At 71.9% G+C, this 26799-nt stretch carries 18 protein-coding genes and 1 pseudogene; 10 read left to right on the top strand and 9 right to left on the bottom strand.

The window, feature by feature from the left end; translation table 11 throughout:
* Window positions 1-80 precede the first annotated feature (80 nt).
* The 3 genes from JWP64_RS28875 (at window position 81) to JWP64_RS28885 (ending at window position 7358) form a co-directional block, all read left to right on the top strand.
* On the top strand, window positions 81-3227 hold the full coding sequence (locus tag JWP64_RS28875) for an AAA domain-containing protein (protein ID WP_297503236.1): 3147 nt from the start codon (window positions 81-83) through the stop codon (window positions 3225-3227).
* A gap of 272 nt (window positions 3228-3499) precedes the next feature.
* Window positions 3500-6601 carry a DEAD/DEAH box helicase gene (locus JWP64_RS28880; protein ID WP_297503238.1) on the top strand — a complete coding sequence of 1034 codons (3102 nt, stop codon included), beginning with the start codon at window positions 3500-3502 and terminating at the stop codon, window positions 6599-6601.
* A 43-nt stretch (window positions 6602-6644) separates the two neighbouring features.
* Window positions 6645-7358, top strand: coding sequence for an EcsC family protein (locus JWP64_RS28885; protein WP_297503240.1), 714 nt, complete (start codon window positions 6645-6647; stop codon window positions 7356-7358).
* 29 nt (window positions 7359-7387) lie between these two features.
* Here the strand turns inward: JWP64_RS28885 and JWP64_RS28890 are convergent, their stop codons facing one another.
* Window positions 7388-8164: a VOC family protein gene (locus tag JWP64_RS28890; protein ID WP_297503242.1), complete on the bottom strand. Its 777-nt coding sequence runs from the start codon at window positions 8162-8164 to the stop codon at window positions 7388-7390.
* A gap of 105 nt (window positions 8165-8269) precedes the next feature.
* Window positions 8270-9304: a DNA polymerase IV gene (locus JWP64_RS28895; protein WP_297503244.1), complete on the bottom strand. Its 1035-nt coding sequence runs from the start codon at window positions 9302-9304 to the stop codon at window positions 8270-8272.
* Window positions 9305-9467: 163 nt separating this feature from the next.
* Here JWP64_RS28895 and JWP64_RS28900 point away from each other — a divergent pair, with 163 nt between their 5' ends.
* The 5 genes from JWP64_RS28900 to JWP64_RS28920 all read left to right on the top strand — a co-directional run bounded on the left by JWP64_RS28900 (window position 9468) and on the right by JWP64_RS28920 (window position 13411).
* Window positions 9468-9986 carry a hypothetical protein gene (locus JWP64_RS28900; protein ID WP_297503245.1) on the top strand — a complete coding sequence of 173 codons (519 nt, stop codon included), beginning with the start codon at window positions 9468-9470 and terminating at the stop codon, window positions 9984-9986.
* Between the two features lie 194 nt (window positions 9987-10180).
* A complete protein-coding gene (locus JWP64_RS28905) occupies window positions 10181-10489 on the top strand; it encodes a hypothetical protein (RefSeq protein WP_297503247.1) in 309 nt (102 codons plus the stop codon).
* A 45-nt stretch (window positions 10490-10534) separates the two neighbouring features.
* Entirely contained in the window at window positions 10535-11179 is a 645-nt protein-coding gene (locus JWP64_RS28910) for a GntR family transcriptional regulator (RefSeq protein WP_297503249.1), read from the top strand.
* A complete protein-coding gene (locus tag JWP64_RS28915) occupies window positions 11176-12366 on the top strand; it encodes an MFS transporter (protein ID WP_297503251.1) in 1191 nt (396 codons plus the stop codon). The genes JWP64_RS28910 and JWP64_RS28915 overlap by 4 nt, the downstream gene beginning before the upstream one ends.
* A gap of 79 nt (window positions 12367-12445) precedes the next feature.
* Window positions 12446-13411 (top strand): NADPH:quinone oxidoreductase family protein, encoded by a 966-nt coding sequence (locus JWP64_RS28920; protein ID WP_297503253.1) that lies wholly within the window; start codon window positions 12446-12448, stop codon window positions 13409-13411.
* A 112-nt stretch (window positions 13412-13523) separates the two neighbouring features.
* Here the strand turns inward: JWP64_RS28920 and JWP64_RS28925 are convergent, their stop codons facing one another.
* The 5 genes and pseudogenes from JWP64_RS28925 to JWP64_RS28945 all read right to left on the bottom strand — a co-directional run bounded on the left by JWP64_RS28925 (window position 13524) and on the right by JWP64_RS28945 (window position 19744).
* Complete coding sequence (locus JWP64_RS28925; protein WP_297503255.1) at window positions 13524-15242, bottom strand: hypothetical protein; 1719 nt, start codon at window positions 15240-15242, stop codon at window positions 13524-13526.
* 152 nt (window positions 15243-15394) lie between these two features.
* Complete coding sequence (locus JWP64_RS28930) at window positions 15395-17164, bottom strand: BCCT family transporter (RefSeq protein ID WP_297503257.1); 1770 nt, start codon at window positions 17162-17164, stop codon at window positions 15395-15397.
* A 241-nt stretch (window positions 17165-17405) separates the two neighbouring features.
* Entirely contained in the window at window positions 17406-18746 is a 1341-nt protein-coding gene (locus tag JWP64_RS28935) for a serine hydrolase domain-containing protein (RefSeq protein WP_297503259.1), read from the bottom strand.
* A gap of 188 nt (window positions 18747-18934) precedes the next feature.
* Window positions 18935-19182 (bottom strand): annotated as a pseudogene (locus tag JWP64_RS31750) (LemA family protein); the annotation flags it as partial.
* Between the two features lie 88 nt (window positions 19183-19270).
* The gene (locus JWP64_RS28945) at window positions 19271-19744 is read right to left on the bottom strand and encodes an Lrp/AsnC family transcriptional regulator (RefSeq protein ID WP_297503263.1); all 474 of its coding nucleotides are present in this window, start codon (window positions 19742-19744) and stop codon (window positions 19271-19273) included.
* 130 nt (window positions 19745-19874) lie between these two features.
* Here JWP64_RS28945 and JWP64_RS28950 point away from each other — a divergent pair, with 130 nt between their 5' ends.
* A complete protein-coding gene (locus tag JWP64_RS28950) occupies window positions 19875-22169 on the top strand; it encodes a pyruvate dehydrogenase (protein ID WP_297503265.1) in 2295 nt (764 codons plus the stop codon).
* A gap of 256 nt (window positions 22170-22425) precedes the next feature.
* Here the strand turns inward: JWP64_RS28950 and JWP64_RS28955 are convergent, their stop codons facing one another.
* Window positions 22426-23544 (bottom strand): glycosyl hydrolase 53 family protein, encoded by a 1119-nt coding sequence (locus JWP64_RS28955; protein WP_297503267.1) that lies wholly within the window; start codon window positions 23542-23544, stop codon window positions 22426-22428.
* Between the two features lie 83 nt (window positions 23545-23627).
* Here JWP64_RS28955 and JWP64_RS28960 point away from each other — a divergent pair, with 83 nt between their 5' ends.
* The gene (locus JWP64_RS28960; protein ID WP_297503268.1) at window positions 23628-24815 is read left to right on the top strand and encodes a glycosyl hydrolase 53 family protein; all 1188 of its coding nucleotides are present in this window, start codon (window positions 23628-23630) and stop codon (window positions 24813-24815) included.
* 25 nt (window positions 24816-24840) lie between these two features.
* On the opposite strand, the gene JWP64_RS28965 is transcribed toward JWP64_RS28960, so the two are convergent.
* Window positions 24841-26541 carry a glycosyltransferase family 2 protein gene (locus JWP64_RS28965; RefSeq protein ID WP_297503272.1) on the bottom strand — a complete coding sequence of 567 codons (1701 nt, stop codon included), beginning with the start codon at window positions 26539-26541 and terminating at the stop codon, window positions 24841-24843.
* Window positions 26542-26799 lie beyond the last annotated feature (258 nt).

Raw genomic sequence — 26799 nt, forward strand, 5'->3', positions numbered from 1 at the left:
TGAACGTGGCGATCCGCTGACAATCCGTGACCCCGACGCCTGGTGTCGATCATCGGTATGCGGTCGACGGAGGGGGTCCGATGGCGAGTGGCGATCGCGGGCGCGCCGAGATCGTCGGCTTCTGGCGTGCGGTCGAGATGTTCTCCCCGCAACAGGTCGAGAAGGTGGACGACGAGCGGAAGGTCTTCCGGGTCGCAGCGGGCGCGCCGTTGCCGTGGACGGACGGGCACCGCGTGGCCGGGGTCCGGCTCAAGCCGCACCTGACCTGGCGGCACACGGTCTACCTGGGGTGCTACCGCCTCGAGCGGGTCACCGCGGCGCTGAACGAGGCCTACGGCGAGGACCCGCAGAGCTACGACGGCCGCCTGGACCAGGAGAGCGCGCTCGCCGCGTTCCATGTGGGCGCGGACGGGATCTTCCTCGGTCGCTCGCCGATCCTGTCCGCGTGCGCCTGGGCGACGGGCCGGTTGCTGAAAGGCGGCTCGCTCGCCGTCGAGGCCTTCGAGAGCGCCCAGCGGAGCCTGGCGGAGCGGCTCGGCGAGCTCTTCGTCCCGCTCACCGCTGCCGACGACGCAGGTCCGCGGCCTGCGCTCGACGTCGAGGCGCTGACGGCGGCCAGAGACATGATCACTGGAATGCTCGGCGTCACAGGCGCGCTCGACGCCGTCGAGATCCGGGTCCAGAGCACGGAGATCTCGCGACGCCGGCCGGAAGAGGTGGCCGACGACTTCCTCAACAGCTTCATCGTCGGTGACCTCGCCCGGGTGGCCGGGAACGTGCGGAGCGGCCGGTACGGCGTCGCCCTGCGTTCCTATCTCTCCGGGGAACAGCCGGCGCGGCGGGTCGACGTCCGGGAGCACCCCGAGCACTCCCTGACCGCGACGCGGCCCCAGGCGACGCCGCTCGGACGTTGGCCGTCGAACCCCCGGCATTCCCTGGCGTTGAGCCAGCAGTCTGCGGTGAACCAGATCATGGCAGCGTCGGGGGACTCCGGCATCTACGCCGTCAACGGACCGCCGGGCACCGGCAAGACCACGATGCTGCGCGATCTCGTCGCCGGTCTCGTCGTGCGCCGCGCCGAGGCTCTCGCCTCTCTGCAGGACCCGTCCGAGGCGTTCACCGGGCGGCGAGCGTGGAAGACCCGCGAGAAGGTGCTGCACGTGAACGTGTGGCGGTCGGACCTCGTCGGCCACGAGATCGTGGTGGCGTCGTCTAACAACGGGGCGGTGGAGAACGTCTCCCTGGAGATCCCGGGCCGGAAGGCGATCGACGACCGCTGGCTCGGCGAGATCGATCATTTCGGGGATCTCGCCACCGCCCTGCTGCGTGCGGCGAAAGGGAGGGGATCGGAGCCCGCGGGGTCGGCCACGCCGGGTGCGCCGCAGCGACCCGAGGCCTGGGCGCTGGTGGCCGCGATGCTCGGGAACAAGAAGAACCGCGACCGGTTCACCACGAACGCCTGGTTCGGAAGCGGCGAGGAGGACGCCCCGCCCACCCTGCGCGATGAGCTGGACGAGAGGGCGGCCAGGGTCCCCGGGACCTCGTGGCCGGAGTGCGTCGCCCGGTTCCGGCGCGCCGTCGCTGTGGCGGCGGAGGGGCGTGATCAGCGAGCTGCCGCCCACGATGCGCCGGCCGTGCTCGCCCGCGGGCACCGCGCCCGGGAACAGGCCGTGGGGGAGGGGAACGACGCGGCTCGGGAGGCCTCTCTGATCGAGGAGCGGCTACGGCACCTCGAGGCGGAGGCGGCCCGGGCGGAGCGGGACGTCCACGTGCACCGGGAGGCGAGGTCGGCGCACCATGCATTCCGGCCGGGCTTCCTGTGGTCGCTGTTCGACCGCCGGAGGCTGCGCTCCTGGTCGGCCGACGACGAAACCCACGCTGACCGTATCCGGGAGGCGGAGGCCGGGCAGCGGCGGCTGCACGCCGAGCGCGACGAACTGGACCGGGCGCTCGAGGTCTCCCGCGAGGCGCAGATCTCGGCAGCCGGTAGACGCGCCGACGCAGACCGGACGGTCCGCGAGCAGGAGGCTGTGCTGTACGCCGCCCGGGAGGCCTGGGGCGAGGCGGTACCTGGTCCCGACTGGCGGACCGACGAACGCCGTCGCGAACTCCGCGCACCGTGGTCCGATCCGGACTGGAACGGGGCGCGCAGCGAGGTCTTCCTGGCCGCGCTGCGGCTGCACCACGACTTCCTCACCCACCAGGCCTCCGCGATGCGGCAGAACCTCGGTGCCGCGGTCGACGTCCTCTCCGGCTCCGCCCCCCGCGACCTCGACGAGGACGTGGCGCGGGCGGCCTGGCAGAGCCTGTTCTTCGTCATCCCCGTGGTGTCGACGACGTTCGCCTCCATCGGGCGGATGTTCTCGCACCTCACGGCGGAATCGCTGGGCTGGCTGTTCGTCGACGAGGCGGGACAGGCCACGCCGCAGAACGCGGTGGGGGCGTTGTGGCGGTGCCGTCGGGCCGTGGTCGTGGGCGATCCGTTGCAGCTCGAGCCGGTGGTGACACTGCCCTTCCGCGCTCAGCAGTCGCTGCGTCGTGACGCCGGCGTCGCCGAACGCTGGCTTCCCGTAGGGAACTCGGTGCAGACGCTGGCCGACGCGCTGATGTCGGTCGGGACATATCTGCCCGACGGATACGGGGGACGTCGGTGGGTCGGCGCGCCGCTGCGCGTGCACCGGCGCTGTGACGACCCGATGTTCACCGTCGTCAACCGGATCGCCTACGACGGCCTGATGCTCTCGGCGGTCGGCCCCCGCGACGAGCTCACCTTGCCGAAGGGCGGGCGGGCGCTACCGGACACGAAGTGGCTGCACGTTGCCGGCCAGGCAGCCGAACGACACTGGATACCGGCCGAGGGCGAATGCCTGCGCACGATGCTCTGCTACCTGGCCGACCATGACTACGACATGTCCCAGGTGATGGTGATCGGGCCGTTCCGGGACGTCGCGCGCGGATCGACGCGGATCTTCCGCCAGTTCCCCGGCGTGCGGGGCGGAACCATCCACACGGCGCAGGGCAAGGAGTCCGACGTCGTCGTGCTGATACTCGGTAGCGATCCGGGCAGCCCGCGAGCGCGGCAGTGGGCAGCATCGGCGCCGAATCTGCTGAACGTCGCGATCAGCCGGGCCCGACGGCGGCTCTATGTGATCGGCAACCGGGACGCGTGGCAGGCACAGCCCTACTTCGCGGACCTCGCGCACCTGCTGCCGGTCCGGGAGCAGTAGCTGCGGGCGGGGGAACCGTGAGCCGCCCCGCCGTCCTCCTACGACGCCAGCTCCGACGACGTCCCGTCCTACAGGGACCTACTACGGTGACGAGTTCGCCGAGGCCTGTTCGGAGGAGGACGACGTCCCCCTCCGAACACCTGGCGAGGCGGTGCGGGAGGAGGCGGCCGAGTGGGCGGACAGACCCGGGTTGAGAGCCCACCGGCATGTCCAGAGCGTGTCCGCGGGTGGTGGGCGATCGTGACCTTCCGTCGTGCGGTATCCACTTGTGTGTGACCGAACCTCTCGAATCCGGTGTCTACGAGACCTTGCGGACACCGCGGTTGGAGCGGCAGCTCGAACAGGTCGCCGAGCTGGTGCCGCGCTTCGCGAAGGTCGACGACGCCGACCAGGCGCACGTGCTGGCCCGTCACGTCGCGGCCGTGGTGCGGCGGGCGCTGCTCGACCAGCCGGACGCGGATAGCCGTCAGGCCCTGGTCAACGACCTGCTGGCAAGCGTTGCCGCGCACGACGAGCAGCTGGCGGGGGAGATCCAGCACCTCGTGGTGCTCAGCCGGGAGATCGCGCCCGGGGTGCACAAGCTGGAGCGGCCCGTCACCCCACTGTCCTCGGCGGCGCTGCTCACCAACACCCGGGGCGAACCCTCGCTCTCGGCGGAGCTGCGCTCCGAGCTGATGTCCGCGGACAGCGTGGACCTGCTGTGCGCGTTCATTCGCTGGCACGGGATCCGGGTGCTGGCCGACGAGCTGGATCTCCTGCACGAGCGGGGCGTCCCGTTCCGGGTGATCACCACGACCTACATGGGCGCGACCGAGCAGCGCGCGATCGACGAGCTCGTCCGCCGCTACGGCGCCGAGATGAAGATCAGTTACGCGAGCCAGTCGACCCGGTTGCACGCGAAGGCCTGGCTGTTCCGCCGCCGGTCGGGCTTCCACACCGCGTTCGTCGGCAGCAGCAACCTGTCCAGGTCCGCACTGGTCGAGGGGCTGGAGTGGAACGTGCGGCTGTCGTCGGTGGCGACGCCGGACCTGATCCGCAAGTTCGTCAGCACCTTCGACAGCTACTGGGCCGAACCCGGGTTCGTGTCCTACGACCCGGACGACGAGGCCGACGCCGCGCGCCTGCGCGAGGCTCTCGAGAAGAGCGCGATGCCCGGGGCGTTCCCACCGGCCGGAGGCGTCCCCGCGGGCACCGGGGTCGAGGTCCAGCCGTTCCCGCACCAGGCGCAGATCCTCGAAGCGCTCGAAGCCGAACGAACCATCCACGACCGGCACCGGAACCTCGTCGTGGCCGCGACCGGCACCGGCAAGACCGTCGTCGCGGCGCTGGACTACGCCCGGCTGCGGGAGACGCTGCCGAGCAGCCGGCTGCTCTTCGTCGCGCATCGCAGGGAGATCCTCGAACAGTCCCGCCGTACCTACCGGGCGGTCCTCGCCGACGGCACGTTCGGTGAGACCTACGTCGGCGGCGACCGTCCGGAGCGGTGGACCCACGTCTTCGCCAGCGTCCAGTCCCTCGCCGCGTACGGTGTGGACAGGATCCCGGCCGACCACTTCGACGTGGTGGTCGTCGACGAGTTCCACCACGCCGAGGCCGCGACCTACCGGCGGCTGCTGGACCACCTGAAGCCCCGCGAGCTGCTCGGCCTCACCGCAACCCCCGAGCGCAGCGACGGCGTCGACGTGCGCGCCCAGTTCGACGGACGGAGCGCCTTCGAGCTGCGGCTGTGGGATGCCCTGAGCGCCGACCTGCTCGTGCCGTTCCACTACTTCGGCATTGCCGACGACGTCGATCTCACCGGCGTCGAGTGGAAGCGCGGCGCGTACGACGTCGCGTCGCTCGACGCCGTCTACACCGGCAACGACGCGCGGGCGGCCAAGGTCGTCCGCGAGACCAAGGACAAGGTCACCGACGTCCGGCAGATGCGCGCGCTCGGCTTCTGCGTCTCCGTGGCGCACGCGCACTACATGGCCGAGGTCTTCACCCGCGCCGGCATCCCGAGCCTCGCCGTGTCCGGGCAGACCCCGCTCGAGGAGCGCGAGGCCACGCTGCGCCGGCTCGAGAAGCGCGAGGTCAACTGCCTCTTCGCCGTCGACCTGTTCAACGAGGGCCTCGACCTCCCGCAGGTCGACACCGTGCTCCTGCTCCGCCCGACCCAGAGCTCGACGGTCTTCCTCCAGCAGCTCGGCCGCGGCCTGCGCCGGGCCGAGGGCAAGGCGGTCCTGACGGTGCTCGACTTCATCGGCCAGCACCGCCGGGAGTTCCGCTTCGACGTCCGGTACCGCGCCCTGACCGGCAGCACCCGCAAGGGCCTCCTCGACGACGTCGCCCAGGGCTTCCCGTTCCTCCCTTCCGGATCCGCGCTGGTCCTGGACCGCGTCGCGCAGCGGATCGTGCTGGACAACGTCCGCCAGCAGCTCAACCTGACCCGTAAGGACCTGATCCACGACGTCCGGTCCCACGGCGACCTGCCACTGGCCGGCTACCTGCGTGAGTCCGGACGGGAGCTGTCCGAGGTCTACAGGAAGCTCGGCTCCTGGACGGGCCTGCGCCGCGACGCCGGCCTGCCCACCGCGGAGCCCGGACCGTCGGAGACCGCGCTGCTGAAGCGGGTCGGGACGCTCGCCCACGTCGACGACCCCGAGCGTGCCGCGGTCTACGCCACACTGGCCGACCCGCACGGGCCCGCCTACGCGAAGCTGACCGAGCGCGAGCAGTGGATCGCCCGGATGCTCTTCTTCCAGCTCTGGCCCGAGCGCGGCGGCTTCGAGTCCTACGACGACGGATTCGCCCACCTCAGGCTCCACCCGGCGGTCTGCGCGGAGATCCGGGAGCTGACGGCGTACTCGCTGGATCGGGCCCGGCACGTGCCCAAGCCGCTGGGCGAGGGGCTGCAGCACGTGCCGCTGCGCAGCCACGCCCACTACCGGCGCGAGGAGATCCTGGCGGCGCTGAACTGGGCGTCGACGACGCGCAAGGCCTACGGCCACGCGCAGGGCGTCGCGTGGGCGCCGGAGGTGCGGACGGACGCGCTCCTGGTGAACCTCCGCAAGACGGAGCGCGACTTCTCGCCGAGCACCATGTACCGGGACTTCGCCCTCGGCCCGGACCTCTTCCACTGGGAATCGCAGAACGCCACCTCTCTGGCCTCCGAGACGGGCCGGCGGTACCTGAACCACCGCGCGATGGGCACGCACGTGGCGCTGTTCGTGCGGGAGGCGCCCACGGACGATCTCGGCCCGGCGCCGTTCCTCTGCCTGGGGCTCTGCGACTACGTGGAGCACGAGGGGGAGAGGCCGATCGCGATCACCTGGAAGCTCCGCCGGGAGATGCCGGGCGAGACGTTCCGGGTCGCGAGCGTCGTCGCTTCCTGACCGCCTCCGCGCCGCGCGGCCGGATCGCTGGCACGATCACCCCATGGCGGTGGAGAACGACACGCTCGTCGCGCTCGGCGAGAACCTGATCAGCCAGGTCGTGAAGCTCGGGATCAACGGCGCGGGCCCGTTCAAGGGTTCGGTCGAGGTCGCCGAGGAACACCTCGCCACCTCGCCGGACGATCCCGAGCGCGCGATCCGGCGGCTGATCGCGACCCACACCCGGCTCGCCGCGGCGTCCGGGTTCGTGACGGGCCTGGGTGGCGTCGCGACCCTGCCCGTCGCCATCCCGGCCGCCCTCGCCGGGCTCTACATCCTCTCCGGGCGGATGGCCGCCGGCATCGCGCACCTGCGCGGGTACGACGTGGACTCCGAGGAGGTCCGCAGTGCCGTCCTCGTGTCGCTGCTCGGCAGCAGCGGCACCGAGGTTCTGAAGAAGGCCGGCATCGAGATCGGCCGGCAGTCGACGACGGCGGCGTTCGCGCGCATCCCCGGACGGGCCCTGATCGAGATCAACAAACGGGCCGGTTTCCGGCTCGTCACCAAGGCGGGGCAGAAGGGCGTGGTCAACCTGGGCAAGCTCGTCCCCCTGGTCGGCGGCCCCGTCGGCGCGGCGGTCGACGGCATCGGCTGCCGCACGATCGCCGCCTACGCGGTGCGCCTCTTCCCGCCGCTGCCCGCGCGGACGGGTTTCGTGGTCGACGCCCCGGACGCGATCGACGCCGAGGTGCTCCGCATCGACGTCGATCCGCGGTGACGCCTGGACCGTGCGGCCGCCGCTGACCCTCAGCCGCCTTCGGGTGGCTGGTGTAGCGCGAACGGCGCCCCGAACGGGTCCACGACGACGCTCATCCGGCCGAAGGGCGTGTCCTCCGGACCCATCATCACCTGCCCGCCGCGCTCCTGTACCGCCGCGACGGCCGCGTCGACGCTCTCGACTCCGAAGTAGACGATCCAGTGCCCGGGCGTTCCGTCGGGTGCGCCCATCATCCCGCCCATCCCGCCGAGCGGATCCCCGCCCCGGTGGAACGTGCCGTACTCGTCGAGCGGCAGGCCGGGCACCGGCTCGTAGGTGTAGCCGAAGAGCGCGGTGTAGAACTCGCGGGCCCGGGCGACGTCCTGGAGCCGGGCGTCCTCCCAGACCAGGGACCCCGGCTCGTTGTAGATCTCGACACCGTTCTGGCCCTGCGCCTGCCACAGGCCGAAGGCGCATCCCGTCGGGTCCAGGACGACCGCCATCCGGCCGTTGCCGGGGATGTCCATCGGCCCGGCGAGGACGGTGCCCCCGTTGTCCGCGGCGAGCTTCGCGATGGCGTCCGCGTCCTCGGTCGCCATGTAGAGCGTCCAGACGCTCGGCTGGCCCTCCTGCATGACGGGGCCGATCCCGGCCGCGGCCCGACCGTTGCGCTGGCAGACCTGGAAGTGTCCGAACTCCTCGCCGCTGTCGACGAACGACCAGCCGACGACGGCGCCGTAGAACTCCGTGGCCCTGGCCAGATCGGGTACGGCCAGGTCCACCCAGCAGGGCGTTCCGGTGGGCCAGGGGGTGTCGTGGAAGGGCATCGCGGCCTCCGCGGTGGACGACTCGGGTGATGGTGCGACGAGAGTGGCACCGACCCCCGACAAAAGTCGGCGGCCGATCGGTGGCCGGTCGGATCACGACGCCGTTCAGGGCTCCACGAACTCCGCCCGCACCCCCAGCAGCCGCACCGGCTTCGCCGGGTCGAACCACCCCAGCACCTCCGCGGCCGCCGCCCCCAGGACCGCGGCGTCCCGGGTCGCCTCCGGCAGCGTGATGCTGCGGGTCCTGGTCAGGAACGGGGCGTAGCGCACCTTCACCCCCACCCGGGCGACGTCCCGGCCCTCCTCGAGGACGTCGTCCGCCACGCGCTGGGCCAGGGCGGAGACCTCCTCCCGGACCCGCGACCAGTCGTCGAGGTTCTCCCGGAAGGTCGTCTCGCGGCTACGGGAGCGCGGGACGTACGGCGTGCCCTCGACCTCGGTCCGGCCCATGCCGCGGCCGAGCGAGACGTAGTAGGGCCCCATCCGCGGCCCGAGGGTCCGCCCGACGGCCGTGGGGGAGGCCTCGGCGAGCTGGGTGACGGTGTGCAACCCCAGGTCGGCGAGCTTGCGGGCCGTCTTGACGCCGATCCCGGACAGCGCCTCGGTGGGGGAGTCGCCGAGCGTCGAGAACCAGTTGTGCGCGGTCAGCCGGTGGATCCCGCCCGGCTTGGCGAAGCCCGTGGCCATCTTGGCGCGCAGCGTGTTGTCGCCGATCCCGACCGCGCAGGACAGCCGGGTCCGCTCCTTCACCTCGGCCCGGACCGCGAACGCCAGCTCCTCAGGCGATTCGTACCCCGCGCCGTCCCAGCCCAGGAACGCCTCGTCCCAGCCGATCACCTCGACGACCACCGGGAACTCCCGCAGCACGGCCGTCACCTCGGCGGATGCGGCCTCGTAGGTCGGGTTGTCCGCGGGCAGCAGGACCGCGTCCGGGCACCTGCGCACGGCCAGCCGCAGGGGCATACCCGATCGCACGCCGTACTCCCGCGCCTCGTAGCTCGCCGTCGCCACGACCGCCCGGTCCGTGGGGTCCGCGGAGCCGCCGACGATCACCGGGCGGCCGGCGAGCTCCGGGTGCCGGAGCTGCTCGACCGCCGCGAGGAACTGGTCGAGATCGACGTGGAGCACCCAGCGGGACACGCGGACAGTCTCCCTGCTCACGCACGGCCATGTGGGACCCCGGAAACGTGACTCTGCGTGTTCTGGGGGTCGACAATGACACGATCGTGGGACCCCCACGCCCAGCCGTAACAGGAGAGGATCGTCCGGACGATCCACAAGCAACGGACTCGTGGAGGCGACAGTGGACGAGAGCTACGCAGGACCGGCGGACGACGTCTCGCCCGGCCCGATCGGACCCGAGGGTGTCGTGGACGCGAACGGCGTCGTGCGCCGCGTGGACGCGGGGGTCCGGGACGTCGCCCGGGCGAAGGTGCTGCTCAAGTACGCCCGTCTGCTGCCGGCCGGCCGCCCGGTCTTCTGCAAGCCGAGCCGCGCCGAGCTGGAGGGCGCGGCACCGCGCCGGCAGGGCCGCGGAGCCGATGGCAAGGTCATCTACTCGGACCGGGACGCCGCCGAGGCCGCCGCCCGCGAGCTCGAGGAGCTCGGTGCCCGCCCGCAGCGCGCCTACGTCTGCAAGCGTTCGCGGCACGGCCACTTCCACCTGACGACGGACCTCGTCGCCGAGCGTCACCGCGCGTACCTCGAATCGCGTATCCCGCGCCAGCAGACCCCCGCGACGCGCGCCCTGCCGACCGCGATCCCGCAGCAGCGCGGCGTCCGCCCGGCCATCCCCGAGCAGCGGGACCGCCGCTCCGCCTGACCACTGCCGCGACGACTCCGTCCCGCCCCCGCACGCCTCTCGCGTGCGGGGGCGGCGTCGTCTCCGAAGGGTCCTTTTCCGGCTTTCCGCTGTCGGGCGTCCGGCCGATCGGTTACGGTCGTTGTGTCCGTCGTCACGTGACGGCCGTCACGGCCGCACGGACCCTCGTCAAGCACCCGAGGAGACCCCCGCCCGTGAATCCCCACCGGCTGCAGGACCGCATCGACTCCCTCGCCTCGTCCCTCGACGCCTCCCAGCAGGCCCGGCTCGACGCCCACCGGCATACCGCCGAGGACTGCCGCACCCGCATCGGAGACCTGCGCACCGAGCTCCGCCGGGCGCTGAGCGGCCTCGACGGCCCGCGCACGGCCTTGGAGGTCATGTGCGAGCTGGACGCCCTCGAACGCGTCCAGCAGCGCATCGACAGCCGGCTCTCCGACCTCTGCGACGAGCTCTCCGGCGGCGCGCCCGTCGTTCGCTACGGAGACGCCGCGCCCCTCTGACCACCCTTGGATACAAGCTTGCATCTCAGCGCGTAGCCTTCCCGCGTGACCGACGCGGAGGAGAAGGCGCCCCCGGCTGCGGACCGGGCGTACGCGCTGACCAAGGAACTCGTGCTCACCGGGGCGCTGCCCGGCGGGCACCTCTTCAGCGAGGGCGAGATCGCGGACCGGCTCGGCGTGAGCCGGACCCCGGTGCGCGAGGCGTTCCTGCGGCTGCAGGCCGAGGACCTGCTGCAGCTGATCCCGAAGCGGGGCGCGGTCGTGGTGCCGGTGCCGCCCGGCGAGGCCGAGGACGTGCTCGACGCCCGGGAGGCCGTCGAGATCGCCGCCGTCCGTCGGCTGCTGCGCCGGCCGGAGCTCGTCCCGGCCGCCGTCGAGGCGCTGCGGGAGGCGCTGCGCGTCCAGCAGGAGCGGGCGGACGTGGCGGACCTGCACGGCGTAGCCGAGGCCGACGAGGCCTTCCACAGGACGCTGGTCGCCGCCGGGCGCAACACGTTGACCATGCGCTTCTACGCCACCCTCGCGGACCGGCAGCGGCGGATGAGCGTCGACGCACTCGGTCCGGTCCCCGATCAGATCCCCGTGGTGCTGCGCGAGCACGCGGAGCTGATCGGGATCGTCGAGCGGGGCGACGAGGCCGCGTTCGCCCTCGCCCTGCGCGCCCACCTGGACGGGACCCACCGGCGGTGAGCGGCAGGTGGAAGGCCGTCGCGGCGGCGATGTTCTGCTGCGGCTGGGGTGGCAACCAGTTCACCCCGCTGCTGGTGATGTACCGGGAGGCGGGCTGGTCCGTCCTCACCGTCGACGCGCTGCTGGGTGCCTACGTCCTCGGGCTGGTCCCGGGTCTGCTACTGGCGGGCGGCCTCTCCGACCGCCACGGCCGCAAGCCCGTCATGCTCGCCGGCACGGTGTTGTCGCTGGTCGCGAGCCTGCTGCTGGCGCTCGGCGCGCTCGGCGCGGGGTGGATCGCGGTGGGCAGGTTCGTGACCGGCGTCGGGGTGGCGGTCGCGATGGCCGTCGGCTCGACGTGGGTGAAGGAGCTCTCCGAGCTCGGCGCGGACGCCGGCCCGGGCGCCGGTGCCCGCCGGGCGGCGCTGTGGCTGACGCTCGGGTTCGCGCTGGGTGCGGGCGTGGCCGGGGTGCTGGCCCAGTGGGGTCCGCGGGTGTGGGCAGGGGGGCCGATGGCGTTCCCGTACCTCGTCCACGTCGTGCTGACGGCCGTCGCGCTCCCGTTCCTGACGCGCGCTCCGGAGACCCGCATCGCCGCCGCCGGCGGTGGGCGTCTCACCGGCGTCCGGCACCCGCGGTTCCGCCGGGTGATCATGCCCATGGCGCCGTGGGTCTTCGGCGCCTCGGGCGTGGCCTACGCGATCCTGCCGCAGCTCGTGGGGGACCGGCTGGGGACGTGGGGGCTGGCCTACTCGACGTTGGTGACGGTCTGCACGCTCGGCGCCGGCGCGCTGGTCCAACCCCTGGCCAAACGCCTGGACCGGACGACGAGCGCCCGCGCCGTCGTCGTCTCCATGGTCGTGATGTCCGTGGGGCTGGCGGTGAGCGCGGTGGCTGCGGAGGTCCGCTCGCCGTGGCTCGCGCTCGGGGCCGCGACCGTGCTCGGCGCCGCCTACGGAATCGCCGTCGTCTCGGGGTTGCTGGAGCTGCAGCGCCTCGCGCGGCCGGACGAGCTCGCCGGGCTGACCGGTGCCTACTACGCGCTGGCCTACGTCGGCTTCCTCGTCCCGTCGTTGCTCGCGGTGCTCAGCGGGGTCGCGAGCTACCCGGTCCTGCTCGGCTGTCTGGCGCTCGTCGCGCTCACCGGGACCGCCGTGATCGTCCGGCACTCGCACGCCCACCTGCCGTCGGCGAGCGTTTCGGTGTAGACGTCACGTCCACGGGTGCGCGGTTCCGTGATTCGATGCGGGTGCATGACGTGGTCGACGACGACGAGGGAGTCCCGTAGTGCGCGCAGTCCAGGTGGTCCGGCTCGAGGGTCCGGGTGCGGTCGAGGTCGGCGAGGTCGCGGACCCGACCCGCGGTGACGGACAGGTGCTCGTCGAGGTGAAGGCGGCCGGGGTGAACTTCCCGGACCTGCTGCTCACCAAGGGCCTGTACCAGTACAAGCCGGAGCCGCCGTTCGTCCTCGGGGGCGAGGGCGCGGGCGTGGTGCGCGAGGCCCCGGACGGCTCGGAGTTCACGGCCGGGGACCGGGTGGCGTTCAGCAGCGCGATCGGCGCGTTCGCCGGGCTCGTCGCCGTGGACCAGGGGAACGTGTTCCCGCTGCCGGGCAACGTGTCCTTCGAGGCGGGCGCGTGCCTCCCGATGAACTACCTGACCATGGGGTTCGCACTGATCACCCGGGGCCGGCTGCAGAAGGGAGAGACCGTCCTGGTGCAGGGCGCCGCGGGCGGGATCGGCACGGCGACCATCGAGCTCGCCGCGGCCCTGGGCGCCCGGGTCATCTCCGTCGTCTCGACGCCCGAGAAGGCCGAGTTCGTGAAGTCGGTCGGCTCGCACGAGGCCGTCCTGGCGGACGGGTTCAAGGACGCGGTCAAGGAGCTGACCGGCGGCAAGGGCGTCGACATGGTCGTCGACCCGGTCGGCGGGGACCGCTTCACCGACTCGCTGCGCTCCCTCGCCCCGCTCGGGCGGCTGCTCGTGATCGGCTTCACCGCCGGGGACATCCCGACGGTGAAGGTCAACCGCCTGCTGCTCAACAACATCGACGTCCGGGGCGTCGGCTGGGGCGCCTACGCGATGCCGCGCCCGGGCTACACGCGCGCCGAGTGGGACCGGCTGATCCCGTTCCTCGAGGCGGGCTCGGTGAACCCGCCGGTCAGCGGCACCTTCCCGCTGGAGCGGGCGGGCGAGGCCGTCGCGCAGCTGGACACCCGGACGGTGCTGGGCAAGGTCGTCGTCACGCCCTGACGCCGGCGTCCCCCGCTCCTGCTCCGGGATCGTCGAGCAGGAGCCGGGTCCAGGCGTCCGCGATCCACGCGCTGAACCGCGCCGGGCTCCAGCCGCGCTCGTGCCCTAGGAACTAGCTCCGCTGCAGGTCCGCCTGGGGTTCCTCCGCGGGCGGACCCGCCTGCGGCACCGCCGGCATCCGGTGCGGGGCCGCGAGCCACGCGGCCGCCGCCTGCCCGAGGTCGCCACCGCGGGCACGCAGCCGCTTCGCCGCTGTCAGGCCGACGGAACCGGTGCGCGCGAGCGCGTGCAGCGCCAGCCGGCGGTGCACCGGGTCGTCCGTCCGGGCGAGGAAGCGGGTGAGCTCGCGGGCGGCGACGGGGGCCTCGCGCGCGGCGACCCACGCGCCCAGCTCCGCCTCCGCGACGGCCGCGCGGACCGTCGACATCCGCACGCACACGTACTCGATGTCCTCGTCCGCGAGCTCGCCCGGCAGCGGCGCGTGCAGGCCCTGGTCCACGAGCGTCTCGTGCACCGCCCACAGGCCCATCGGGGTGAGCGAGACCAGCGTCGGGTCCGGGTCGTCCCGGCCGGCCAGGTCCACCAGGTCGTCGAGCTCGTCGGAGTCCAGGGTCTCGCCCAGCTCGACCGCGCCCAGCAGTTCGAGGGCGTCCAGCAGGGCCGTCACGTCGCGGCGCCAGAGGCGCTGCTCGACGTCACCGGCCAGGTCGTCGACGACGCAGCCGCACTCGGTGTTGACCGCCTCGCGGACCAGCCGGTGGAACAGCTCGACGGGGACCGGGCCGCCCCCGGCGGCGTAGAGCTCCAGCCAGAGGATCGGGAACGCGTCCGCCAGGGACATGCCGAACAGCGACGGCGCACCGAAGACGTCCGTGCCGCCGAGGTGGTCCCCGAGGCGGCCGACCGAGCCGAACACCCGTCGCCACAGCTCGATGGGCCGGTTCAGCACCGGGGCGGCGCTCTTCACCGGGACCAGGCGGCCGTGCACCGTGCGGACCAGCCGCGCCGCCTTCGCCCAGTGCAGCATCAACGAGGTCTCGGGCAGGTCGTCACTCGTGCGCGCGGAGTCCCGGTAGAGCTGGTCCAGGCCGAGCTCGTCGGCCAGGGAGAGGGCGTCGGCGAGCACCAGGCGTCCCTCGCGGGTGAGCCGGCGCTGCACGCGCACCCAGCGGGTGAGCCTGCGCAGCAGGTCCAGCGCGACGCTCTCCTCCGCCGCCGCCACCATCGAGGCGGCGCTGGGCAGCAGGACGGGCGGCAGCTCGGGCGCCGGCTCGGGCTCGGGGGAGGAGCTCTCCTCGCGCCGGGTGATCTCGGCGAGCGCGCCGTGGTCGATGTCCACCTCGCCCGAGCGGGCGCAGTTCAGGAACCGCTGCACCGCGCCCGGGTCCGCGGGGTCAACGCCGTGGCGGCGCAGCTGTACGCCCCAGAACTTGCCGAGGTCGTAGTTCCGCTCGTCCGCGATCCCGTCGTGCAGCGCGGGGGTGCTGTCCACGACCTGGGCGTGCAGAGCGGCCGGCGACGCAGAGCGGTTGTCCAGCCCGTCGCAGGCGGCGAGGAAGTCGATCAGCGCGTGGAACGCCGTCGGGACCTCCTCGGCGTCCAGCACGGTGACGTGCCGGGGGAACCACATGCCGAGGGCGTCGGCGACGTGGGCACGGGTCCATCGACCCAGCCTGCGGTCCAGGCCGTACTTGTAGTCCAGGGCGGCCGCGACGAGAAACACGTCGGCGTCGACCCGCTGTCGGCGGGCCCAGGTGAGGAAGGCCTCCAGGAGGCGGTCCCTCGCGCCGGCGTACCCCTGGTCGTCCCCTGGGGCGAACACGAGACGCATCGTCGTCCACCTTGGCAGGCTCCTCCCGCACGCGCGCAAGGGGGCCCCACAACACCGCCGACCGGAGGATGCGATCATCCGGCCCCTGACGGCAGGAAAGCCACTCTCCCGCCGGGATCCGGCGGGAAAGTGGCTCTCCTGCCACTCGGGTCCTACGTCTGGGACGTGTTCCGCCTGCCGTCGCCCGGGAGGACGGTGTGGCCGCGGGCGTTCGCCTCGTCCGCGCCCTCGTCCATGGTCAGCGGCTTCACGTTGAGGACGAAGTCCCCGTCGTGCTCCTTCATTCCGTACTCGACGGCCTGCTCGATGGCCTCCTGCGAGCGGTCGTCGCGGCGGATCAGCGGATCGTTGCGGAGGTCCTTGTAGAGGGCCACGCACAGCAGCACCATGATGATCACGAACGGCAGCGCCATGATGATCGTGATGTTCTGGATGCCGGCCAGCGCGTCCTTGCCGCCGATCAGCAGCATCACCGCCGCGATCGCGCCCATGACCGTGCCCCAGAAGATCACGATGCCGCGGCTGGGCTCGATCGAGCCCTTCTGCGACAGCGTGCCCATGACGACCGAGGCGGCGTCGGCACCCGAGACGAAGAAGATCGCCACGAGCAGCATCGCCACGACGCTGAGGACCGAGCCGAGCGGGAAGGACTGCAGGAGGCCGAAGAGCTGCTCCTCGGTGCCGGCCGACGCCAGATCGTTGCCCGCCTGCTGCTGCGCGATCGCCGCGCCGCCGAAGATCGCGAACCAGATCAGGCTGACCGTGCTCGGGATCAGGATGACGCCGGTGATGAACTGCTTGATCGTGCGGCCCCTGCTGATCCGGGCGATGAACATGCCGACGAACGGCGTCCAGGAGATCCACCAGGCCCAGTAGAAGACCGTCCAGCTCTGCAGCCACTCCGCGGTGGGCGCCCCGTCGGCCCCGGTGCGCGCGGCCATCGACGCGAGGTCGGCGAAGTAGTGGCCGATCGCGCCGGGCACCAGGTTGAGGATGAGGATCGTCGGACCGGCGACGAAGACGAAGAACGCCAGCACGGCCGCCAGCACCATGTTGATGTTCGACAGCCACTGGATGCCCTTGGCGACACCGCTGACCGCCGACGCGATGAAGGCCACCGTCAGCACGGCGATGATCGCGACCAGCAGACCGGTGGTGGGGTTGTCGAGCCAGCCGCCCGCCTTGAGCCCACCGCCGATCTGCAGTGCTCCGAGGCCGAGGGACGCCGCCGAGCCGAACAGGGTCGCGAAGATCGCGAAGATGTCGATCGCCTTGCCGAACGGGCCCTCCGTGCGCCGGGTGCCGAGCAGCGGGGCGAACGCGGCGGAGATGAGCTGGCTACGGCCCTTGCGGAAGGTGCCGTAGGCGATGGCCAGCCCGACGACGGCGTAGATCGCCCAGGGATGGAGCGTCCAGTGGAACAGGGTGGTCGCCATGGCCGTGTCGAGGGCCTCCGACGTGCCCGGGAGCGCGGTGCCCGGCGGGGGATCGGTGAAGAACGCCAACGGCTCCGCGACACCGAAGAACATCAGGCCGATGCCCATGCCCGCGGAGAACATCATGGCGACCCAGGAGCTGGTCCGGAACTCCGGCCGCTCGTCGTCACGGCCCAGCGGGATCTTGCCGTAGCGGCTGACCGCCAGCCACAGGGCGAAGACCACGAAGCCGCTGGCCGTCAGGATGAAGAACCAGCCCGCGCCGCTCATGACGCCGCTGAGCGCGGCCGAGGAGACGTTGCTCAGCGAGTCGGTCCCGAAGACGCCCCAGGCGATGAACGCGACGACGAGCACGGCGGCGAGGCCGAAGACGATCCGGTCGGTCGGCTTGCGCTGCTCGGCCTCGCTCACGGCTCCCTCGGCGGGCCCGGACGGCTCCGGTGGATCCGACGAGGCCGGGCCGGTGGTGGGTTCCTTGAGACTCATGCGGCGTTCCCGCCGGAGCGGGCGTCCCCCTCACGTCGATCGGGGCCTACGGGCGAATACGCACGTCGGACCGGGTTGTCCGTTGGCCCCGTCACCTTCGGCCCCGTTCCGGGCGTCGTCAACCGGGGGCCCCGCTTGTTTCGCGCCTCGCATCGGGTTGCGCAGCGGGACGAGCTGCAGAAACACCCACCTGACCTGCGCCGATGGGAGCTGGGTCAGGCTCCGGATCGTTACCCGAACGTCACGGCGTGTGCCAACCGCGCTCGTCCACCCCTCCCGGGACGGGTGCCGCGGGGTCGTACGGGGTGCGCGTGAAGACGAAGGTCGCGAGGTTCAGCGAGTCCTCGCCGAGGCGCAGGGTCTCGCCCGAGAAATAGCCGTCGAGGCCCACCCACGTGCCGTCCGGGCGCGCCCGGAACCGCGACGAGCGGCCCGGCCGCCCGAGACCGCCGAGATGCAGCATCCCTCCCGCGATCGCGCGCAGGACGTAGGGCGACGGGCCCCAATACCACGGTCCGAGGAGCTCCAGCGGGACCGCGGTCCCGCTCGGCGACCAGGCGTCGACGACGCGGGGCTCGGCGTACCGGACGTCCGCGAGGAGCTGCGACGGCAGGGCGCTGTCGAGGCCGGACGTCACGTTCGCCAGGGCCAGGGCAGCGGTGCCCTCCTCGCGGTCCGCCCAGAGGCCGGCGAGGAACCCCGGCATCGAGCCGCCGTGCCCGACCAGAGTCACACCGGACTGACCTTCCTGGCTCAGGCGCTGGACCTGGACCCCCAGCCCGTACGACGACCAGCCGGGGGAGGAGAAGTCGATCCCGGCAGGGTGGGTCATCTCCTCGACCGTGTCGGGGGAGAGCACACCGTCGGAGTCGCCGAGCAGGAATGCACCCAGCCGGCCGAGGTCCGTCGCGGTCGCCCAGAGCTGCCCGGCCGGCGCCATGACGCCCCCGTGGTGCTCCGGCTCGACCTGCAGCACGTCCGCCCAGGGGTGCACCGCGTAGCCCTGGGCCGCGCGGCCGTCGGGGCGGGGCGTCGTGCGGGTCATGCCGAGGGGGAGGAGCACCTCGTCCCGCGCAACCTCGTCCCAGGACCGGCCGCGGGACCGCGCGACCAGCTCGCCGAGCAGGCCGAAGCCGAGGTTGGAGTAGTGGAAGCGGCGTGCCGCGGGCAGCACCCGGTCGGAGTCGGTCAGGCCGAGCTCGTCCAGCGACCCGCCGGGTGTCCGCTCCCACCAGAGGCCGGGGCTCTCGGACCCGGCCCCGCCGAGGTGGGAGAGCAGCTGCCCGAGGGTGCGCTCGCCGAGCGGGGTGCCGGGGAGGTGCTGGTCGAGCCGGTCGTCGAGGTCGAGGATGCCCTCGTCCCGCAGCCGGAGCAGGGTGATCGCCGCGACGGTCTTGGAGATGGACCCCAGCCGGTACTGGACGTCCGTGTGCGGCTCGCCGACGTCACCCCGGCCCGTCGACCACACCAGCGCACCGTCCCGCACGACCCCCGCGACCAGCGAGGGGCACCGCCCGTCGCGCTGGGCACGGGCGACGCGGGCGAGCAGGGTGCGTTCGGTCGACGGCAGCAGGGGAGCCATTCCGGAACGGTAAGGGCTCGTGCGCGGAAACCGTCGCCAGGGCAACGGTTTCCGCGTACATGCGGCGCAGCCGCTAGATCACGATGTCCGCGTACGACGTCAGCGGGCGGGAGCGACCGTCGTCGAGGGCGATGCCGTGAATACGCGATCCGGTTCTCGGTGTCGCTCAGCTCCCCCTGCAGCTCGGCGAAGTTCCGCCCCGCCTGCAGCTGCGGGTAGGCCTCCGCCACGGCGAAGAGGCTCCTCAGCGCGTTGGTCAGCTCGTTCTCGGCGGCGGCCTGCTGCGCCGGGCCGGTCGCGTTCATCGCCGCGGTGCGGGCGGCGGTCACGGACTCGAAGGTCCCGGGCTCGTGCGCGGCGTCCCCCTGACCGTCTCGACGAGGTTCGGGACGAGGTCGTGGCGGCGCCGCAGCTGGACGTCGATCAGGGTCTTCATGGAGGGCTCCGGACGCCGGCACCGAGGCGGCTCCCCCGAACGCCGTCCACCGTCCACGACGGCGGCGCGCGGAGCATGACGCGGCCGGTCAGGGGCCCGCGAGACCCTTCAGCAGCGGGGCGATCCGGTATTCGACGAGGGTCCGCATGACGAGCGCGGTCGTCGTCCGCTCCACGCCGTCGATCGCCAGCAGCCGGCCCGCGATCCGGTACAGCTCGTCGGCGTCCTGCGCGACGCACTGCACGAGGAGATCCCCCTCCCCGGTCATGCCGAGCACCTCGAGCACCTCGGGGACGGCCGCCAGCGCGTCCGCGACGGGGGTGAGCATCCGCTGGAGCACGGTCACCGTCACGTAGGCGGTGAGCGGGTAACCGAGAGCGGCCGGGGAGACGCGTCGCTCGAAGGTCGTGAGCACCCCGCGCTCCTCGAGGCGGGCGAGCCGGGCCTGCACGGTGTTGCGGGACAGGCCCGTCCGCTCGGCCAGCGCGAGCACGGTGGCGCGCGGGTTCTCGCCGAGCGCCAGGAGCAACCGGGCGTCCAGCTCGTCGATGGTGGTGCGCATCCTGCCCGCCTTCTCCCGATCGCGATCGCGTCTCGTGGGCATTCTGCACGGTCTCGCGGCGCCCGCTTGTGCACTCGTACGCTCGGTGGTGGGGTGTCCGGGCAGGTTGCGCACTGATGGGGAGGTCGTGATGGGACTCGACGACGAGCGGCTAGGCGTGCTGCGGGAGATCGAGCAGCGCGTGCTGTGGCTCTCGACCGCCATCATCGACCACGCGAACCGGGTCCGGCCGAACCCGACCGGGCTGAAGGTCGGCGGGCACCAGGCGTCGAGCGCGTCGCTGGTCACGATCATGACCGCGCTGTGGTTCGAGCACCTGCGCTCCGGGGACCGCGTCTCGGTCAAGCCGCACGCGTCGCCCGTCCTGCACGCGATCAACCACCTGCTCGACGAGCTGGACGAGTCCTACCTGACGACGCTGCGCGAGTTCGGTGGGCTGCAGAGCTACCCGTCGCGCTCGAAGGACCCCGATCCCGTCGACTACTCGACGGGCTCGGTCGGCATCGGCGCGACCGCCCCGATCTGGGGCGCGCTGGCCCGGCGCTACGTGACGACGCTCGGCGAGTCCGTCGGCACCGGACGGCAGTACTCGCTGGTCGGGGACGCGGAGCTGGACGAGGGCGCGGTCTGGGAGGCGATCCTGGACCCGATGGTCAACGACCTGGGCGAGGTCTGTTGGATCGTCGACCTGAACCGCCAGTCGCTGGACCGGGTCGTCCCGAACATCGGCGCGACGCGGCTGCAGGGCATGTTCGCCGCGGCCGGCTGGCAGGTGCTGACCGTCAAGTACGGGCGGCTGCTGCACGAGCTCTTCGAACGGCCCGGCGGCGACGCGCTGCGCCGGCGGATCGACGAGATGCCCAACCCCGAGTACCAGCGGCTCCTGCGCTGCACGCCCGGGCAGATCCGGGACCGTCTTCCGGACTCCGACGAGCTGCAGGCCCTCGTGGACTCCCTCGACGACGAGATGCTGCACGCGGCCGTCCGGAACCTCGGCGGACACGACATGCGCGCCGTCGGGGACGCCTTCGAGGCCATCGACGACACCCGGCCGACCGTGATCTTCGCGTACACGGTGAAGGGCAACGGGCTGGCGTCGGAGGGGCACCCCCAGAACCACTCGTCGCTGCTCTCGGCGGAGCAGATGGGGGAGCTGGCGGAGCGGGTCGGGATGAGCCTCGACGCGCCGTGGGTCGCGTTCGACGAGGCGACGCCGGCGGGCAAGCTCTGCGGCGAGGTCGCGACGAGGCTGCGGCGCGCGGATCCCGCGCCCGTCCCGGTGCCGGCGCTGCCCACCGACATCGGCCGGACGCCGTCGGGAAAGGCGACCACGCAGGCCGCGCTCGGGCGCGCGCTCCTGGACCTGACCCGTTCCGCGCCCGAGGCCGCCCGGCGGGTGGTGACGCTCTGCCCGGACGTCTCGTCGTCGACCAACCTCGGCGGCTGGGTCAACAAGGTGGGCGTCTGGTCCCCGGCGGAACGCAAGGACTGGTTCGACGACGACCCCGAGACGATCCTGCACTGGCGCGAGAAGCCGACCGGGCAGCACCTGGAGCTCGGGATCGCCGAGGGCAACCTGGTCGGGGCGCTGGGCGAGCTCGGCGCGACGTGGTCGCGGTGGGGCCAGCCGCTGCTGCCGATCGGGGTGCTCTACGACCCGTTCGTCGAGCGCGCGCTCGAGCCCTGGTCGTTCGGGATCTACGCCGGCGGGCAGTCGATCCTGGTCGGGACGCCGTCCGGGGTGTCGCTCGCGCCGGAGGGCGGGGCGCACCAGTCGATCACCACGCCGTCCGTGGGCCTGGAGCAGCCGGGCTGCATCACCTATGAGCCCGCGTTCGCGATCGACACCGAGTGGACATTGCTGGCGTCGCTCGGGCGGCTCGGCAAGCCGGACGGGACCTCGGCGTACCTGCGGCTCTCGACCCGCCCGATCGACCAGTCCCTCGCCGCGGTGCCGGCTGATCCCGCCGCCCGCGAGCGCCGCCGCAAGCAGGTGGTGGCGGGCGCGTACCCGATCCGGCGGTCCTCGTCGGACGGGCCGGCCGTGACGATCGCGGCGATGGGTGCCGTGGTGCCCGAGGCGTTGGCGGCGGCGGAGCGGCTGGAGGCGCAGGGCACGGCCGTCGACGTCGTGTGCGTGACGAGCCCGGGCCTGCTGTTCGACGCCGTGCAGGCCCGCGCCGGCAGGGGTTCGGCCGACACCTGGATCCTCGACGCGGCGTTCCCCGGACGCCGGGCCGCACCGCTGGTCACCGTCCTCGACGGCCACCCGCACACCCTCGCGTTCCTGGCCGGCATCAACCAGGTGCGGGCGACGCACCTCGGCGTCACGACGTTCGGCCAGTCCGGCGACCTCGAGTCCGTCTACCGCCACCACGGCCTCGACGCGGACGCGATCCTCTCCGCCGCCCTCGATCTCCGCTGACAGCGATGATGTGCGGCGGGCCTCAGCCCGATGAGGGCCCCACGAGTCGGCGCGCTGTCTGCCGCTACTCGGCGGCCCTCGGCCGCGTCGACGAGCTGCTCGGGAGCCGCGTCCTCGGCCCCGGCGAGTCGAGCTCTGAGGCCCCGCGAGCCGCGGACGCCGCCTTCGCCGCGGAGGCCAACGAGCTCGCTGCGCGCGCCGCCGGCCCCGTACGCCGCCCACGAACGCGTCGTGCCCCGTTCACGTCGGCGCCCGCCTAGGGGCGGAACGCCGCGAGCGAGGGCAGCCCGTTGCCCTGCCGGTCGAACATGGTGAGGTTGCCGAACGGGTTGTCCTCGCCGTCGGCCCAGCCCACGCCGGGCAGCCAAGCCGGCTCCCACGCCACGAAGCCCAGGCCGCGACTGCCGGGAACCTGTTGCAGGACCCCTCGCAGTGCCTCGAAGTACGCGGCCTGTCCCTGCGGCGTCGCCGGGAACCGGTCCCCGTCCGGGAGCTGGTCGGCGCGGGCCGCGTGGTAGGTGACCCCGTCGCCGGTGGGCAGCACCCAGGGGTAGGACGTCTCGACGACCACGATGTCCCTGCCGTACCGGATCGCGAGGTCACCGAGGGTCTGCTGCAGCGACACGAGAGGCCCGTGCCAGAACGGGTAGTAGGACAACCCGATGAGGTCGAAGTCCACCCCCGCCTCCACGATGTGGTCGAAGAAGTAGCGTGCTCCGCCCTGGTCGCCACCCCGATCGATATGGATCACCGTGTGGAGCGGGCCGGTCGCCGCCTCGCGCGCGCCGTCCAGCCCGGCGCGAAGCAGTTGGATGAAGCCGTCCCAGTGCTCGTGCCGGTCGCCGTAGACCTGCCCCAGCGGCCACAACATCCCGCAGGTCACCTCGTTGCCGATCTGCACCGTCTGCACGGGGGTGCCCTGCTCGGCGAACGCGGCGACCGCCCCGCGGGTGTAGGACCGCACCGTGGCGGTCAGCTCACTCAGGTCCTGCGACGCCCAGGACGTCGGAGTGGCCTGGTTGAACCGGTCGGCCCAGAAGTCGGAGTAGTGCAGGTCGAGCAACACCCCCTGGCCCGACGCATGCGCGCGACGGGCGAGCGTGAGCGCCGAGCCGAGGTCGCTGTATCCCCTGGGCGGATCCACCCAGGCCCGCACCCGGACGAGGTTCGCACCGCGCGCAGCCAGCAGCCGTTCGACCGGCTGGTCCGGACCGCCGTCCCGGAACGTGCTGCCCGTGGCCTCCTGCTGCAGGAGGAACGAGAGGTCGGCGCCCCGGATCGCGGGCAGGGTCGGGCCGGCGGACGCGAAGGGCGTTCCCCCAGGGGTCGTCCCCGTGCACGCCGGGACGAGCGCCGCCGGCGGCAGCAGGGACATGGCCGACAACAGTCGTCGCCGCGACAGCACACGCGGCTGGGGATCCGACCGGGCGTCACCCCGGGTCATGGCGGCGACCCGCGGTGCGGTTCCACGCTCGGCCCGCGGCCTGGTGCGGGGCCGCCGCCCGCGGGAGACTCGAGGGGCGTCACCCGCGTGACGATCGTGCATCTGTCCGTCCGAGCGGATCGAGGTCCGTCCTGAGCGAGTCCCGGAGCCTGCGGGTCCGAGGAGCGGATCTGTCGTTCACGCTGCTCGAGGAGAGGGTCGGGAACACCACCAGAGACGACGGGCCGGACGAACCGGTCGAGCGGATCATCGCGCGGCACGGCGCGAACCACGTCCGGCTGAGGATCTGGGTGGACCCGATCCCGGGCTGGAGCGACCTCGGCTCCGCTCTGGTACTGGCGCGGCGGGCGCGGGAGGCCGGCCTGCATCTCCTCGTCGACCTGCACTACTCCGACACCTGGGCCGACCCGGCGAACCAGAGCATCCCGGCGGCGTGGCGGGGCCAGCCGCTCGGCACCCTCGCGGAGTCCGTGCGCAGCTACACGCGCGACGTCGTCGCGCGGTTCGCCGAACAGGGCACACCGGTGAGCATGCTCCAAATCGGCAACGAGATCGCCGGCGGATTCCTGTGGCCGATCGGGCGGATCGGGCATCCGGACGGCGATTCCTGGTCCGGGTTCACGACGCTGCTGCGCGCCGGGATCACGGGCGCCCTCGCCGGCGCGCTGGACGCCCACCGACCCACGATCATGATCCACACAGAGTGCGGTGGCGACAACGTCAGAGCCCGCCGGTTCTACGACCGGCTCCTCGCCGAGGACATCCGCTTCGACGTCATCGGCCTGTCCTACTACCCGTTCTGGCACGGCCCGCTCGCCGGTCTGCAGAGCAACGTCGCGAGTCTCGCCGCGCGGTACGACAAGGACATCGTCATCGCCGAGACCTCCTACCCGTGGACGTTGGAAAATCCGCGCGGCCAGCCCGATCGGTTCTGCACGGGCGAGGAACAGTTGCCGGACGCCGAGACGTACCCGGCCACGGCGGACGGGCAGGCGGCGTACTTCGAGGCGCTCCGCGCGGTCCTGCAGCAGGTCCCCGGCGGCCGGGGCCTCGGGTTCTTCGTGTGGGAACCCGCCTGGCTCGACGGGGTCGGTTGGGGGCCGGGCTCTCCCAACCCGTACGCCAACCTCACGTTGTTCGACGATCACGGCTGCGCGCTGCCCGCTCTGCGGACCTTCCGGCCCCCGAGCCGTGAGTGGTGATCAGCTACGTCGACGGTCCAGGAGCTCACGCTGTCAGGGCCTCCACGATGAGTCCCGCCGAGCTCATCGCGGTCACAGTCACGAGAACCGTCAACGAGAGAACCGTGATGAGCGCCCGGCCGCGGGCCTGCAGCGTCTGCAGAAGCGGCACTCCGGACCGAGTGACGGAGTACACGTCATGGGCCAGGAGAACGACGAGCATCAACCAGAACAGCACTGCGCCCTTGAGCGCAAAGAACAGGTACCCCTGCGATGGTCCTCCGCCGTAGACACCGAGGTAGAACCAGCACGCGCCCAGCGGTAACCCGACGAGTGCGACGTATGGCACGAGGACGGAGAGGGGAAAGCGAGGAATCCCCTTCGCGCCCATGCCCTTCACCGTGATCATGTACGGCTTCCTGACGCGGAACACCACTTGGATGAACGCGCTGAGCACGACCACCCATCGTGCCAGATGCAGGAGGACGCCCCGCCAGGAAAGCCTGAGATTCTGCGGGAACTGCCATTGGCGGCTCCAGAACCATGTCGCGCTCGCCGCAAACGACACCGGAAGGATGTGGGCAAGGAATGCCCAGTAGTTCACGTTCGCGATCGGGTCGTCCAACACCAGGGTGATGAGTGGGGCAGTGAAGAGCACCAGCATCGACAACGACCAGAAGGTGTACCAGGTCTGCACGAAGAGGAACTGCAGGCCTCGGCGAGGCGTGTACTCGCGGATCAGTCGGGGTGTGTGCGAGAACAGTACCTGGATCATCGAGTATGCCCATGCGAACTGCTGGGCGAGGTAGGTCTTGAAGTCCTCGGGCCCGTCACCCGTCGCCAGGATCTCCGGCATGTAGACGCCTTCGTAGCCTTCCGCCGCGAGACACACCGTATCGAGATGATCCTCGGCGCGGGTGGGCTGGAAGCCGCCGATCGATTGAATCGCCTTCACGTCGTAGGTGCAGTGGCTACCGATGATGAAGGGGGTGCGACTGAAGCCGAAGAAGCCCATCTGCAGCGGACCCTGGAGGACGAGCTCCTGTTCGGACGAGCCACGGGCGGTCCACTGCTCGTGGTTGCCGTAGACGCTCGGGGCCTGTACCCATGCGACGGCCGGGTCGACGAAATAGCCGAGGACCTGATCCAGGTAGGCAGGAACCGGCTCGTGATCGATGTCGAGCTGGGTGAAGTGCGAGTACGCTCCACCGAAGGCGTCGAGCCAGCTGTTCACGTTGCCGGCTTTGGTCTTCGCGGCGAAGGGGGCCTGCGGTTGGTTCCACGCGAGGACCTGCTCCGCGCCCCATGTGGCCACGTCGTGCCGAGAGAAGTAGTTGAGCCCGAGCTCGGCCGCGAGCTTTGCGATCTCGGGTGAGTGCTCCTTGTCGACCAGAATCCAGCTGTCGTGCGGATAGCGGATTCGCTTCATCGCAAGCATCTGGCGCTTCACGATCTCGACGGACTCGGCCCCCGGAACCGTGAGACTGATCACTGCGACCCGTTGGAGGATGCCCTTCTCATGGGCTCGTGCCACGCCGACGGGCACTGGATGACGCATCCGACCGAGGAAGAACAGGTACGCCGACGGCAAGAGCGTGAACACGTAGAACATGGCCAGCGAGAGGATGACGAAGAGCGTCACATCCCCGACATTTCCCGCCTGCGTCCACCAGATCCAGTAGTAGGCGTTCAATATCACCCAGATGGCGACGATGATCCGGTACCACCGCTGCTGGCCCCGATTCATCACCTTCTCGAGTTTAATGCGATCGTGAAGTGGGACTGTGACTTCTGTCGTTGACACGGATTCTACTTTCCTCGGTCAGAGCAATCGGCATGCAAGGGCGGGCTCGTCCTGCGCGGCGATACGTTCGTGTCGGTCTCAGTGGTGGGAGCGGCCGAGTGCGCGCACGGTCCAACCGGCCCGGCGCCACTGCGGCACGTCGAGCGCGTTGCGTCCGTCGAGGATCCGCGGTGTGCGTACGACTGCGGTGAGCTGTGCCGG

It is taken from the genome of Pseudonocardia sp. (assembly GCF_025465255.1).
GTDB lineage: Bacteria > Actinomycetota > Actinomycetes > Mycobacteriales > Pseudonocardiaceae > Pseudonocardia.

Coding starts and splice junctions, on each gene's coding strand:
- JWP64_RS28925 (WP_297503255.1), bottom strand. CDS start 15,242: ATGCGTCTCGTGTTCGCCCCAGGGGACGACCAGGGGTACGCCGGCGCG.
- JWP64_RS28955 (WP_297503267.1), bottom strand. CDS start 23,544: ATGTCCCTGCTGCCGCCGGCGGCGCTCGTCCCGGCGTGCACGGGGACG.
- JWP64_RS28945 (WP_297503263.1), bottom strand. CDS start 19,744: ATGCGCACCACCATCGACGAGCTGGACGCCCGGTTGCTCCTGGCGCTC.
- JWP64_RS28890 (WP_297503242.1), bottom strand. CDS start 8,164: ATGCCCTTCCACGACACCCCCTGGCCCACCGGAACGCCCTGCTGGGTG.
- JWP64_RS28965 (WP_297503272.1), bottom strand. CDS start 26,541: ATGAATCGGGGCCAGCAGCGGTGGTACCGGATCATCGTCGCCATCTGG.
- JWP64_RS28930 (WP_297503257.1), bottom strand. CDS start 17,164: ATGAGTCTCAAGGAACCCACCACCGGCCCGGCCTCGTCGGATCCACCG.
- JWP64_RS28950 (WP_297503265.1), top strand. CDS start 19,875: ATGGGACTCGACGACGAGCGGCTAGGCGTGCTGCGGGAGATCGAGCAG.
- JWP64_RS28885 (WP_297503240.1), top strand. CDS start 6,645: ATGGCGGTGGAGAACGACACGCTCGTCGCGCTCGGCGAGAACCTGATC.
- JWP64_RS28875 (WP_297503236.1), top strand. CDS start 81: ATGGCGAGTGGCGATCGCGGGCGCGCCGAGATCGTCGGCTTCTGGCGT.
- JWP64_RS28935 (WP_297503259.1), bottom strand. CDS start 18,746: ATGGCTCCCCTGCTGCCGTCGACCGAACGCACCCTGCTCGCCCGCGTC.